Source organism: Agarivorans albus (assembly GCF_019670105.1).
Taxonomy (GTDB): Bacteria; Pseudomonadota; Gammaproteobacteria; order Enterobacterales; family Celerinatantimonadaceae; genus Agarivorans; species Agarivorans albus.
The window spans coordinates 2,595,651-2,610,173 of sequence record NZ_AP023032.1; the positions used below are offsets into that span (position 1 = coordinate 2,595,651).

A 14,523-nucleotide genomic window follows, 5' to 3' on the forward strand; every position below is an offset into this window, starting at 1 on the left:
GTTACTTCCTTTTTTGCAATTCACTAATATGATTAAGTACCCGCTTCAATGATACTGGATATTTAGTACCTAATTGCTGGGCAAACAAAGACACCCTTAGCTCTTCAATCATCCAGCGCAGTTCTTGCCCTTCTTGGCTATAAACTGGCAACGCCAACTCTTGGTAACGCTCGGCAGCAGTTTCGATTTGTTGTAGCGCCAATCTATCTTTATGAGAATCGATGGCTAGTTTTTCTAAGCGTCGCTCAATGGCTTTTAAGTAACGTTGTAAATCACTTAAACGCTGCAGCCCCACTTCACGAACAAAACCTTTATGCACCAACGCATTTAGCTGTGCTTTAATATCGGCATGTGCCAATACTCTGTCGAAACCTACTTTACCTTTTAGCTGTTTGTTTATTTGGTAATGCAAGCTCAATATTTGCTCCACTAACACAACCGCTTCTAAGGTTTCTGTACCCAGCTCTGCGCGAACTTTGTCACACAAGGCTTGAAATGCTTCAGCAGTGTTAACACTTTCAAGCTGAGAGTACTTGTCGATCACCGCTAAACAACAGTCATCGAGCAATACATCCACGCGGCCAAAGGGATTAAAGTACAAACCTAATTTGGCTTTATTCGGTAAGTGCTGCTGCAAGTAACTTAAAGGTGAAGGAATATTTAGCTGCAACAATTTGCTTAAGCCGCGAGTTTGGCTCCAACCCGCTTCTTCTTGCTTATCAAACAGCTTAAGTGCAACTGTTTTACCTTCATCCACCAAGGCTGGATAAGCGGTAATTTGATATCCTTGGCGCTGCTCCTCAATAAGCTCAGGCAACTCACCAAAACTCCACTCGGTAACTTTCGCTTGCTCAGCAAAAGAGCTTGGGGCAATTTCTGCAATGCTCTGCTCTACCTGATCTTGTAACTTTTCTTGCAAACTTTGATAAGAGCGGCCTTGCGCAACCACTTTGCCTTGGTCGTTAATCACTTTGAAATTAACTTTAAGGTGATCGGCCACCGAATCTAGATTCCAAGCATCTTCAGGTATCTTTACTCCGGTCATTCTTAGCAGTTGTTTAGTCAGTACCTCTAACAAATTGCCCTCTGCATGCGGCACTGCTTGAACAAAGGCCTGCACATAGTTTGGAACCGGCACAAAATTGCGGCGAATAGGTTTAGGCAAGGATTTAATCAAGGCACTAATAAGTTCTTCGCGAAACGCTGGAATTTGCCATTCAAACCGAGTGAAATCTAATTGATTCAACAGCGCTAAAGGAATATGAGCACTTACGCCGTCGTCACTTTGGCCCGGTTCAAACACATAGCTTAAAGCAACAGAAACCTGTTCAAACTGCCACTGATCAGGATACTGCTTTTCAGTGACATGGCTTGCGTCATGCTGATAAAGCATTTGCTTAGAAAAGCTCAGTAAATCGGCCTGCTTGTTACTGGCCTCTTTCCACCAGCGATTAAAATGACTAGCCGAAACAATACCTTCTGGCAAACGCTCTGCATAAAAGTCATAGAGTACTTGGTCATCAACTCGCACATCTCGGCGACGTTGCTTTTGCTCTAAGGCTTCAGCATCATCAAGCAATAGCTGGTTTTGTTTGAAAAAAGCATGTTTTGCTGGCCACAGCCCCTCTACTAAAGCAGAGCGGATAAATACCTCGCGGGCAACCACAGGATCAATTTTCCCATAGTTAACCAAGCGTTTGTTTACTAGCGCTACGCCGTATAAACGAACACTCTCGTAAGCCATTACAGCTTGCTGCTTAGTAGACCAATGAGGTTCGCTGTAAGACTTTTTAATTAAATGCCCTGCTTGATTTTCTAACCAAGCTGGCTGAATTTTAGCTACGCCTCTAGCAAATAGGCGGGATGTTTCAACGAGCTCGGCCGCAACCACCCATTTAGGTGGCTTTTTAGCCTGACTTGAGCCAGGGAACACCACAAAGCGTGCATTCCGCGCGCCTAAAAATTCTCGTTCTTTGTCTTTAAAGCCCAAGTGGCTCAGCAAGCCAGCGGTTATTGCTTGGTGAATAGCATCGTAGTTAGCTTCGTTTTGATTAACCGTGTAATCCAATTCTTTAACTACAGTAGATAACTGAAAAACCAAATCCTGCCATTCGCGAATGCGCATATAAGCCAAAAACTCTTGCTTACATTGTTTTCTAAACTGATTGCCTGATAAGGCTTTTTGTTGCTCTTGCAAATAACGCCAAAGCAACAAATAGCTGGAGAAGTCTGAGTCTTTGTCGACAAAGCGAGCATGCTTTTGGTCAGCCGCTTGCTTACGATCATTGGGCCGCTCACGCGGATCTTGAATAGATAGCGCGGCACATATCACCATCATCTCTTGCACACAATCAAACTGCTTAGCGGCGACCATCATTCTGGCTAAACGCGGGTCGATAGGAAACTTAATCACCTCGCGGCCTAAATTGCTTAGGCTAGGTTTGCCATGTTGCTGCTTTAGTGCTCCAATTTCTTCTAGCAGATTTAAGCCGTCTTTAATATTTCGCTGATCGGGCATATCAATAAACGGGAAGTCTTCTAACTTACCTAGCCTTAATCCCAGCATCTGCAAAATAACTGAGGCCAAGTTAGTACGCAAAATTTCAGGATCGGTAAACTCTGCGCGCCCTTCAAAGTCTTCTTCACTATACAAGCGAATACAAATACCTTCGGCAACACGCCCACAACGACCTTTACGTTGATTAGCACTAGCTTGAGAAATCGCCTCAATCGGTAAACGCTGTACCTTAGAGCGATAGCTGTAACGGCTAATCCGTGCTGTACCTGGGTCGATAACATAGCGAATACCAGGTACGGTTAAGCTGGTTTCGGCAACGTTAGTAGCTAGAACGATACGCCGGCCACGATGAGATGAAAAAATCTTGTTTTGCTCGGCATTAGATAAACGCGAGTATAGTGGCAACACCTCGGTATCACGCAGTTGGCGCTTTTGCAGATAGTCGGTAGCGTCACGAATCTCTCGCTCACCGTTCATAAAAATAAGAATGTCGCCGGGCTTTTCTCGATACAACTCATCTACAGCATCGGCTAAGCCTTCCAGTATATCTTTGGTTTGCTCGCCTTCGTTTAGCGGCCTGTAACGTGTTTCTACCGGATAAGTACGTCCAGAAACTTCAATAACAGGTGCATCATTAAAGTGTTTAGAAAAACGTTGAGGATCGATGGTAGCGGAAGTAATGATGACCTTTAAATCGGGTCGCTTTGGCAATAGCTGCTTAAGTACACCTAAAATAAAATCGATGTTTAAGCTGCGCTCGTGGGCTTCATCGATAATCAATACTTCATACTGCGATAAAAACCGATCTTGCTGCATCTCTGCCAACAACATGCCATCGGTCATCAGTTTGATTAGGCTGTCATTCTTAATTTGATCGTTAAAGCGGATTTTGTAACCCACTAATTCACCAACCGGAGTGTTGAGTTCTTCAGCAATTCTCGCTGCCACACTACGCGCAGCCAATCGACGAGGCTGGGTATGGCCAATGAAACCGCGGCTACCTAAACCTAGTTCTAAACATATTTTAGGTATTTGGGTGGTTTTACCCGAGCCAGTTTCGCCTGCAATGATAACCACTTGGTTATCGCGAACAGCTTCGTAAATTGTTTGCTTTTGTTCGGCTACCGGTAGGTGTTGAGGATATTCGATACTTGGAATTGAGGCTCGTCTGCGGCCGCTAAGCTCACTTGAGCGCTCAAGTGCTTGAGTGAACTTGAGTAACTGTGAGCTGTTGTTTTTTACATCATCTGCATTTAGCTTGCTAAGCTGGCGCTGAAGCCTAAAGCGGTCTTTAGCCAATGCCTGTGATATTTGTTGTTTGTAATTTGAGAGAGCCGACTGCAAGAAAAAAGCCTCGTAGGTTGCGTACGAGGCGCAAATGCTATCAACAATCCTTAAGAAAACAAGTCTAACTCACCTGCTTATAGCAACTATGTAGATGTTTATCGATGCCAGCTAGGACCTCTTCACGAGTAATTAGGCCCAGTAGCTTGCCCTGCTCAATGACCGGATACATTTTAGGTTTTTGCATTAACATGCTTTGGGCAAGTTCTAAAATACTGGTTTCGGGGCCAACGCTTAGCACATCACTGCGCATTAAATCTTCCACTAACGAGACCGTTTCACAATGATATGTAGCTTCAAGCAAACTCTTTAAGCAGTCTTGCTCGGAGATCCAACCGATAACGTGCTTTTGTTCATTAATCACCGGAGCACCTAGTTGTTTATGCTCTAGCAAGCTATGTACAACTTCTGCGATGGGTTGTTTTGCGGTAAAGCAAACCGGGCGCATTAACATGTAATCGCGCACTTTGAGGTTCTCGGGCATAACCTTTACTCCTGCTAGTTGCCTTACTGTTAGCTTAGTTGGCGTAGTCGAATTACTCCAGCTAGCACATACAAGCTGGCATTTAAGCTATCAATGGCAAATTTCACCCATTTGGGTAATGGTGAGAATAATGGCCGAGGAGTAGTATTTATATCGACTGAGCTGCTAACTCAGTCATCGCGTTTAGTTACCTATTGCTGTGTACATCTTTACACAAATTTATGCAGGCCCTTTGTTATCCAATGCAAAGGGTCTTTTTTTGTCTTCAATTTCATAAGCTTGGGTGAAATAAGTAGCTAATTCACCCATTTGGGGAATGGAGAGAGAGCGAGTTCAAAGATAGTATTTAACACGACTGAGTTGCTAACTTAGTCACGCGTTTAGTTACCTATTGCTGTGTACAACCTTTACACAAATTTTACGCAAGCCCTTTTACTTATGTAAAAGGGCTTTTTTTTGCTTTGTTAAACAGTGAGGAGTATGCAAGGCATTAAAATATATGGGAAATTTATTAACTTTTAAATTTCACCCATTTGGGTAATAGCCTGATTGGTCCAGCGTGGTTATTATTTATCTCGACTGAGTCGCTAACTTAGTCACGCGTTTAGTTACCTATTGCTGTGTAAACATTACACGATTATGCAAGCCCTTTGCTCTAGAGCAAAGGGCTCTTTTTTTGCCTATTTAACTTGCCAGTTTAAAGTTTCGTTAGCAAAGAATGGCACTAAGTTTTCACCATCAACTTTTACCGAACCAGGCACCTGCCAAGCTTCTTTGGTCAAAGTAATCGTATCAGTGTTTCTTGGTAGGCCATAAAAATCTGGGCCATTAAAGCTAGCAAAGGCTTCAAGTTTATCCAATATACCTAGTTGCTCAAAAATTTCGGCATACAATTCAATGGCGGCAGGTGCGCTGTAACAACCCGCACATCCACAGGCACTTTCTTTAGCCCCTTGAACATGAGGAGCCGAATCCGTTCCTAAAAATATCTTTTTGGTACCGCTAGCCACTGCTTGCTGTAAAGCTTTTTGGTGAGTTTGACGCTTAAGCACCGGCAGACAGTAGTTATGAGGACGTAAACCACCTGCTAGCAGATGATTACGGTTATACATCAAATGCTGTGGCGTAATGGTTGCAGCTACATTGTCTGGTGCATTCATTACAAATTCAGCCGCTTCGGCGGTAGTGATGTGTTCAAAGACAATTTTGAGGTTAGGCAGTGACTCCACCAAACCACGCATGTGAGCGTCGATAAATGCTGCTTCTCTATCAAAGATATCGATATCAGCGTGAGTCACCTCGCCGTGAACTAACAGTAACAAACCATGTTTTGCCATTGCTTCAAATACCGGGCGAAGAGCGGCAACGTCGGTTACGCCATGGGCAGAGTTAGTTGTGGCATTGGCCGGATACAATTTACATGCTTTAACAATTCCACTTGCCGCTGCGTCTGCGATTATCTCAGGGGTAGTGGCATCGGTTAAATAAAGCGTCATTAATGGTTCAAACTGGCTTTGCTCGGGAAGAGCCTGTTTAATGCGCTGATAATAAGCTTGAGCATCAGCAACTTGAGTAACTGGTGGGGTTAGGTTAGGCATGATGATGGCACGAGAAAAGTGCTTAGCGGTAGCATTTGCTGCTACCTCTAACATAGCGCCATCGCGCAAGTGAAGGTGCCAATCATCCGGTCTGGTAATGGTAAGTGTTTGAGTCACAACTATCCCCTAGGTATAAATAATTGGCGCAAAGTCTACCCGAACTTGGCTAGCAAGTCTTGCCACCCCAGGAAATTACTAGGCTTTTTTAGTCACTTGTTGCTGCATCTCTTGCACAATTTCTCCAGCGGCTTCGTAATCGTATTCCTCAATAAGCATTTGTAGTTTTTTCGCCTGTGCCGGGAAGGTTTGCAAAATACAGTCGTGGCTATCGAGATAATCGTTACTCTCACCATCAAAGTCATCAAGTAGTTGCGCCAACTGCTGCAAGTAACTCAATAACTCTTCTTCACTTACACTTTGTAAAGCGCCCTCTTCTGCTATTTCAGTTGTTTCAACTTGGGAGACAAACTCTTGCAAGCTTTGTTGAAGTGGTATTAGTTGCTTACCTAGCGCTTCAATACTGCTTGGCTGAACTGTATTTTCTTCGGCTTGTTGCTCTACAACCGCAGCTAAATCGGACACCGCTTGCCCACCCAGCGTAGCCGTAACACCTTTTATGGTATGAGCAATTCGCTGCAATTCATCAATACGCTCTTCAGTATAAGCAGTATTTAGATCGTCCATCGGAGTGTTTTCTTCGTTTGCAAATTTGCCGATCAACTTCAAATATAAAGCTTTATTGTCAGCAGCATTCGCCAAGCCTGCTTCGGTATCTAAGCCATCAATCTCTGGCAACTTTAGGTCTTGATCATTAGCTACCTTAGCTGATTGTCCACTTTGATTAACCGTAGTTGGTGAAGCGGGCGTAATCCATTTAGCCATCGTGCTAAACAAGCTATTCACATTAATTGGCTTAGGAATGTGATCATTCATTCCTGCTTCAATCGCTTTCTCCCTATCCCCCGCCAAGGCATTTGCAGTAAGCGCAATAACTGGCAGCTCTTTTAGGCCTAGCTGATAACGAATTACTTTGGTTGCAGTATACCCGTCCATCACCGGCATTTGGCAGTCCATCAGTACCCCATCAACCTTGTTTTCTTTTAGGTATTCAACTGCCTGTGAGCCATCGTCACACACTGTGCAATTTAATCCATTGGAACCGAGTAACTCAGTAATTAGTTCTTGGTTAACATCGTTATCTTCAGCGACCAAAATATTTGCTCCCTGTAACTGAGCAATATCTAAGTTGGCCCCCTGCTGCTGCGCTTCTCTACGAGTTTGTTCTAGCACCTCGATCTTACGTACTTGCACAATTGTATCGAACAAATGAGACGGCGTGACAGGCTTAGTTAACACCGCATCAATGTTAACTGCTTCAGCTTCTTTAGTGAGTTCGTCACGACCAAACGCAGTCACCATTATTACGTCTAGGTCAAAGCCCTGATCCTGAATATGCTGGACAGTTTGTACGCCATCCATATCTGGCATTTTCCAATCCATGAATACCATATCAAAGGCCGACGTTTCTGCATGTTCCTTAATCAGCGCTATGGCTTCGCTACCGCTTGAGGCAGATTCAACTTCTAAGCCAAAGCTCTCTAGCACTTGTTGATTAATATCTCGAGCATTAGCATTGTCATCCACAACCAAAGCTTTGAGGCTACTAAGTTGTGCTGAATTAGTATCGCGAAGTGTTTGCGCGTTTTCCTGAATCTGCATTGGTAATTCAAAGTAGAAGCAACTACCTTGTCCTAACTCGCTGCTTAAGGCTATTTTCCCGCCCATTAATTCAGTCAGTTTTAAACAAATCGCTAAGCCTAAACCGGTACCACCGTGTTTACGCGTGGTTGAACTATCTGCTTGTGAAAAAGGTTTAAACAACTTAGCTTGCTGCTCTGGTGTCATACCAATACCGGTATCGCTAACCGAGAAGTACAACTGAACTTGTTTGTTGTCTTGTTGTTTTGCCTCTATTTTTACTACCACTACGCCTTGTTCAGTAAACTTAACCGCGTTATTACACAAGTTAACCAGTATCTGAGTTAGACGTAAGGGGTCACCAATTAATGCTGTTGGGATGCTAGGGTCAATATCAAACAGCAACTCCAAACTTTTTTGCTCTGCACGTAACCCCACTAAATTAGCTAGGTTGTCGAGAATATCCTCTAAACGAAAATCGATCTTTTCTATGTCCAGCTTACCCGCTTCAATCTTAGAAAAATCGAGAATGTCATTGATAATGCCCAGCAAGGCTTCTGCTGAACGATGGACTTTATCTATGTAGTTACGTTGCTTATTGTCTAACTCTGTTTCTAGAGCCAAATAAGACATACCAATAATGGCGTTCATTGGAGTGCGGATCTCATGCGACATATTCGCTAAGAAATCACTTTTAGCTTGGTTGGCACTATCGGCTAAGGCTCGCGCTTCGTTAAGGGCTGCCTCTAACTTCTTGGTTTCTTCAATATCAACATGGATACCGTTAATCCGCAGTGGCTTACCGTGCTCGTCCAACTCAGACACTCGACCAATGGTTAAAATCCAACGATACTGGCCGTTTTTACAACGCAGACGAATTTCATTTCGCAACACATCATTCTCACCCGCCAAGTGCTGCTCAAGTTTCTCATTGTTAGTAATAACATCGCTAGGATGAATCAACTTCATCCAAGTTGCGGTATCACCTTTTAGACGAGCCCAAAGGCCATCGCCGTCTCGCAACTCACCTTTCGCGTAACCTAACATGCTTTCGTAAATGGCATTAACTTCAATGCGATCTTCTTGTGGGTAGTAATCCCACATGCCTAAACCGGCACCAGATGCCGCAGAATCTAGTCGTTCCTCACTTTCCCTTAGCTGCGCTTCAACCTGCTTTATTTCACTGATGTCAAAAATTGCACCATCTGAATAAGCAGGTCGCCCTTCCTCATCCATTGATACAAAGGCTTTTTGCAGCATGTGTTTAACTTTTCCAGATGCATCAATAATGCGGAACTCTTGGGAAATAGCCCCACCCTTTTGATTGAGCTCTCGAGAGCGAGCGAGGCTCTCTTCTGCGTCATCAGGATGCACTAGCTCCTTGTAACGACGAACTGGATTTAAACCAACAAAATCGCTAATCGGGTAGCCCGTTTGCTCTTCAATTTGCTCGCTAATGTACAACCATTCTGGATACTCACCTTCTTTAAGGCGAATACGGTAAACGACACACTGCAAGTTGTTGGTTAGGGTCCTAAATTGACGTTCACTATCGGCAAGTTTTTGTTGAGCTTTTCTTCGTGCGGTAATATCTCGCACAACCCCGGTAAAGTGGCGTTGCCCTTTTAAGAATACTTCTTTAACAGCCAGCTCCATGGGGAACTGCTCACCATTTTTACGTAGACCAAATACCTCTCGCTCATTACCAATGACCGAAGATTCTTTCTTGGGTTTATAGTCAGCCAGTATCCGGTCATGCTGATCACCAATGTCGCTTGGCATTAACATTTTTACGTTTTTGCCAATGACTTCTGCTTCGCTGTAGCCAAAAATTTGCTCTGCTGCGGGACTAAAACTGCGAACAATGCCTGATTGTTCAATCAAAATAATGCCATCGGCGATAGTATCTACAATGGTGCGGATCCGCTCTTCGTTATCAGCCAAGGCTAAGCGCGCTTGATAACGTTCGGTCATGTCGATTAAAGAAACTTTAACCACATGAATATGCCCTTCTTCATCAAGACTAGGCACGATGTTTATACTCACCGTTTTTTTCTGGCCACTGGACGTAAAAATACTAAGCACTTCATCGTTAAAGCTGTGGCCAACAAAGGCGGCTGCTAGTAGCTCTTTAGATTTCTGACGTTGCTCTTGGTTCTCTGCAAAGTCATGGAAAGACAGTGCTTCAAAGCCATCACGCTCTACTTCAATGAGTTCAGAAAAACTTAAATTGTGTTGCAGAAAACGCCCCTCTTTATCCACCGAGGCGTAAGCAATTGGGGCAAACTCATAAAGATCCCAAAGGGTTTTTTCACGCTCTTGCAGCTCGTAGGTGCGTTGCTCAACTTGCCGCTCTAACTCCTGTTTAGATTCACTAAGTCGCAAGTTGATTTTGCGCACTAAGGCAAATACCAACACAAACAAAATAATGCAGAAAGCTAGCGCTGACCCCAAAACCAACAACACCACATCACGAAACTGCAAATAACCTTGCATCACTTCTTCATGATCGATCTCAGATACCAAACCAACTTCCAGATCCTTATCCCAGTGCCACGCTCCTACTACCGATACACCTCGATAATCTAGATATCCTTGAAAGTTTGAGCCGCTAGATTTGGCAATAATCGCGTAACCACTTTCTGTCCAATCGGGTCGCTCACGGGTATAACTTGGTACTTGCAATCGAATATTTAACACCGATGATTGCTCGGGCTCTAGCAAGCCCAAACGAACTAAATCGTCTTCAAACTTACTCGGTGAAATCATGTAACCCGAGCGGCTCACAAGGTAGGTTTCACCCGTCTTACCAATTCGAGCTCCCTTGAGTAATTGAGCAAATTCGCGTTCTGGATCCATACGCAAAGTAAGAATGGCAACAACTAGTCCATCCCCATTTTTTATTGGAGCAGCAATAAACATGGTTGAATGAGCACTTTTAACGCTGTTTTGCAGCATGCCATCTAAGACAATTTCTGGGCGAATTGGCGGAATAACCACCGTTTCGCCTTCAAATACCCGGTTAAGTAAATGTGGATAGTGGCGTGTAATTACATTGATTTCGCCTAGGTTTTCGTCGCGCATAGAGGCAATATTAATGCGATCGCGTGAGATGATAAAAAAGCCCAGATCATCAAACACAGTGCGATAGTTATCTACCGATTGACGCAAACTCTCTAAAGCAGGGTTAGCAAGAAGCCCTTCTTTACTATGCTCAGATTCAATAAGCACATAAGAAAAATGCTGGAATGCTGGGTCTAAGGCAATAGCATCAACTTTTGATTGCCAGCCTTGTTTCCATTCATCAAGCCCGGCATCTGCAGTATCAAGCACTGAGCCAATAACTTCTTCTAATTGATTGAACTGATGATGCTTAAGTTGCTTTAAACCAATGCTAGTGATTGCTGCAACAACGGCAACCGCAGCGCTACAGATGGCTAATATGACAAGAATGCTTTTCCTAGAACTGAGCAGTAAACTCACGCTCTCGAGATTGGTTTTGCGGAGTCGATTTAACAGCAGCAAAATTAAGCCTAATAAGGCAAATAGTACCCACAATAACTGCTCAACCGACATAATCCATCCTTGATAAGCCCATTAGCATGAAGCTCTTTAACTGAATAAATTAACTATAATGCTCAATGCAAACTAAATACAGAACTTCACTGTAAAAGCCAAAATTCGATTAGATTCAACCCAATAACAAATATTCTCAAAACAAAAACGTCTCCACTAATGTGAAGACGTATTTAGATTAATGCTAGTCGTTTTGTTTAAGAAAGCAGATTTGCCTTACTCAAATAGCGAGTGTTAATTAAATGTCTCGCTAAAAAAGCTATCCATTGCTACAAAAGAACGGGCCGCCACTTTAGGGTGGTACTCTGCTTGTCCGGCTCTTTTTGCTGCTGGATTAGTAAACGAATGTACCGCACCGCCGTAAGCAATCAGTTGCCAATCAACATTTGCGGCGTTCATTTCTTTTTCAAAATTACTTACTTGCTCGGCTGGAACAAAGGGGTCAACGGCGCCATGCAATACTAAGATGGGTGCTTGGATATTTTTAGCATCCTCAGCATTGGGGGTATCTAAATTGCCATGAAATGACACTACTCCACCAAGCTCTTCACCAGCTCGCGCCAGCTCTAACACTGCACCACCGCCAAAACAAAATCCAATGGCCGCTACCTTTGAAGCATCTGCCGATTTAGGCAGGCTACTTTTCATTGCTTCTAAAGCAGCTTTGGTTCTCTCACGCAGCAATTGGCGATCACTACGTAGAGCTGTGGCAGCTACCTTTGCTTCCTCGCCATTGGTTGGCCTAACATCGCTTCCATACACATCAGCCATCATTACCGCATAGCCCATCTCGGCAATTTTTTTCGCTTTAGTCAATGAACCTTCGGTAGGACCCATCCAGTTAGGGACCATTAATACTGCTGGTAGTCCTTGCTTGGCATCATCAAAGACCAAGGTGGACTCAAAGCTTTTGTCACCAATCGTATGAGTAACAGTTTGGCTTACCATTGCCGCATGAATATTAAAAGAAAGCGCCAGGCCAGCCAGTAAAGTAAAAGTTTTCATTGTATGTCCTTATAGTCGTGATTACCTCAAGCATTACGCTCAGTGTAGTAGAAAAGTTTTCGAACACTGAAAATATGTATCTATAGAGAAGCGCTGCTAAATTACTTGCTGCTTCAAAATTAAACTAGCAACTTACTCTGGTAATAACAACTGGCTGTAAACTAAACAGTTAAGCCTTCAACTACCAAGAAGCTCACGCATTATGTGGTATGGTTATACGGGATAACGAACAAGCAAAAAAAGACTAACTATTGCGATGAGTGACAACACTTTTTTATTTCACGACTACGAAACTTTTGGCGTACACCCTGGGCGAGACCGCCCTTGTCAGTTTGCTGCAATACGTACCGATTGGGACTTAAACCCAATAGGAAAGCCCATTGAGCTGTTTTGTCAGCCGCCTAATGATTACGTGCCGCACCCACAAGCTTGTTTGGTTACAGGTATTACCCCGCAATTAGCCATGAAAAAAGGCCTGATTGAAAGTGACTTCATAGAACGAATTAATAATGAGTTTAGTCAACCCGGTACCTGTGGTGTCGGCTATAACAGCATACGTTTTGATGATGAAGTTACCCGCTATACCCTATTCCGTAACTTTCTCGATCCTTATGAACGTGAATGGAAGAATGGTAATTCTCGTTGGGATTTAATCGACATGGTTCGCGCGTGTTATGCGCTTAGACCAGAAGGTATTGAATGGCCAACTAGTGACGATGGCTTAGTCAGCTTTAGGCTTGAATTGCTCACTGCAGCCAACGGTTTAAGCCATGCTAATGCCCACGATGCAGTATCAGATGTATACGCCACCATCGCCATGGCTAAGTTGATTAAAGATAAGCAGCCTAAGCTATTCAACTATTTGCTTAATCTTCGGAACAAAAAGTCCGTCGCTCAACAATTTGATCTACTCAACAACAAACCTTTGGTGCACATATCGGGAATGTTTGGAGCGGCTCAAGGCTGTGCCTCTTGGGTGTTGCCTATTGCTTGGCATCCAATCAACAAAAACGCCATGATAGTGATCGACTTAAACAAAGACGCCAGCGTTTTACTGTCACTAAGTGCAGAGGAAATCCACCAACGGCTGTATACCGCACGTAGTGAGCTGGCTGCCGATGAACTGCCGATTCCGGTAAAACTTATTCACACCAATAAATGCCCAGTACTCGCCCCAGCTAGCACCTTAACGCCGGAACGAGCGGAAGAGTTAGGCTTAAACCGAGCACAATGTCGTCAAAGCTTAGATTTAATAGCAAAAAACAAAGCTGAGGTTGAACAGAAGCTGTCGCAAGTATTTGCTATAGAGCGTGAGTTTGACCAAGACAGTAACCCCGATACTGCCTTATACAACGGATTTATTGGCAATGCCGATAAAAACCTCATGCAAGTTTTACGCTCTAGCGATCCTAACTTGATTAGCAAACAGCAGTTTCAATTTGCTGATCCAAGGCTTAACCAATTAATCCTGCGTTACAAGGCACGCAATTACCCCGAGTGTTTAAATGAAAGCGAATTGCAGCAATGGCAAGCGCATCGACAAGCCTCAATTACCGAGCAAGTTGCGCTGGTGTTTCCAGAGTTAGAAATGCTGATGAGTGAGTATCAAAATGATACTAATAAAATAAATATACTAAAAAGCCTATATAACTACATAGAAAACCTTTAAAACGTGAGCAAAAGACTATTTTATTTGGCTGCCTAAGTTATAATCAACACTGTTCAGGGAAGGTAAAGTAATACAAATGAAAATGCGTCAACACATCAAATGGTCGATAGCTACTACAGCAAGTCTTGCTGTTGCTGCGACCTTGTGTTTTTCGCCAAAGTGTTACGCCACCTATGAGTTGCAAAACCTCCGCCCTTCTTCGCTGCTGCGACTTAGTGCCGAGCAATTCGCCGTGTTAGGCGAAATCTTCGAAAAAACCTATCAAGATACCGACTTCTCGCCCACCCTAACAAATAGTTACTTTTCCGATTCTGAGCTTTACGACATGGTAGCTGTGCCAGTGGTGCAAACACCATTTAACAGCTTTAGACTAGAGTTGTTTAGCCACATCTATGATCCAAAATACTCGGTGTACAACCAGTTACATGAAGACTCTGTCTACCATAACCTTGGTCAACGTCAAATGTCCTACTTGGTTGATAAAACTGATATTGCAGTTGGCTTAGGGTTTGTGGCACCACTAAACGAACAAATGTCGATGCGAACTATTATTTCTAGCCACGATATCCCTGGCTATGGCGACAGTAATTTTTCAGTGGGTTTAGAATTTAAATACTAAACCCACCACTTC

General features: G+C 43.6%; 7 protein-coding genes. 2 read left to right on the forward strand and 5 right to left on the reverse strand.

Annotated features, from left to right (window positions below; all coding sequences use genetic code 11):
- Position 1: 1 nt before the first annotated feature.
- The 5 genes from hrpA to K5620_RS11920 form a co-directional block, all read right to left on the reverse strand.
- The gene (hrpA, locus tag K5620_RS11900; RefSeq protein WP_016401882.1) at positions 2-3,862 is read right to left on the reverse strand and encodes an ATP-dependent RNA helicase HrpA; all 3,861 of its coding nucleotides are present in this window, start codon (positions 3,860-3,862) and stop codon (positions 2-4) included.
- A gap of 64 nt (positions 3,863-3,926) precedes the next feature.
- Positions 3,927-4,346 carry a CBS domain-containing protein gene (locus K5620_RS11905; RefSeq protein WP_016401883.1) on the reverse strand — a complete coding sequence of 140 codons (420 nt, stop codon included), beginning with the start codon at positions 4,344-4,346 and terminating at the stop codon, positions 3,927-3,929.
- A 680-nt stretch (positions 4,347-5,026) separates the two neighbouring features.
- On the reverse strand, positions 5,027-6,061 hold the full coding sequence (pyrC, locus tag K5620_RS11910; RefSeq protein WP_016401884.1) for a dihydroorotase: 1,035 nt from the start codon (positions 6,059-6,061) through the stop codon (positions 5,027-5,029).
- Between the two features lie 78 nt (positions 6,062-6,139).
- Complete coding sequence (locus tag K5620_RS11915) at positions 6,140-11,218, reverse strand: PAS domain S-box protein (protein ID WP_221077366.1); 5,079 nt, start codon at positions 11,216-11,218, stop codon at positions 6,140-6,142.
- Between the two features lie 234 nt (positions 11,219-11,452).
- Positions 11,453-12,223: a dienelactone hydrolase family protein gene (locus K5620_RS11920; RefSeq protein WP_016401887.1), complete on the reverse strand. Its 771-nt coding sequence runs from the start codon at positions 12,221-12,223 to the stop codon at positions 11,453-11,455.
- Between the two features lie 256 nt (positions 12,224-12,479).
- Between K5620_RS11920 and sbcB the strand changes: the two genes are divergently transcribed.
- A complete protein-coding gene (sbcB, locus tag K5620_RS11925; RefSeq protein ID WP_016401888.1) occupies positions 12,480-13,892 on the forward strand; it encodes an exodeoxyribonuclease I in 1,413 nt (470 codons plus the stop codon).
- 76 nt (positions 13,893-13,968) lie between these two features.
- Entirely contained in the window at positions 13,969-14,511 is a 543-nt protein-coding gene (locus tag K5620_RS11930) for a hypothetical protein (RefSeq protein WP_016401889.1), read from the forward strand.
- The last annotated feature ends 12 nt before the right edge of the window (positions 14,512-14,523 follow it).

Coding starts and splice junctions, on each gene's coding strand:
- K5620_RS11915 (WP_221077366.1), bottom strand. CDS start 11,218: ATGTCGGTTGAGCAGTTATTGTGGGTACTATTTGCCTTATTAGGCTTA.
- K5620_RS11920 (WP_016401887.1), bottom strand. CDS start 12,223: ATGAAAACTTTTACTTTACTGGCTGGCCTGGCGCTTTCTTTTAATATT.
- K5620_RS11905 (WP_016401883.1), bottom strand. CDS start 4,346: ATGCCCGAGAACCTCAAAGTGCGCGATTACATGTTAATGCGCCCGGTT.
- sbcB (WP_016401888.1), top strand. CDS start 12,480: ATGAGTGACAACACTTTTTTATTTCACGACTACGAAACTTTTGGCGTA.
- K5620_RS11930 (WP_016401889.1), top strand. CDS start 13,969: ATGAAAATGCGTCAACACATCAAATGGTCGATAGCTACTACAGCAAGT.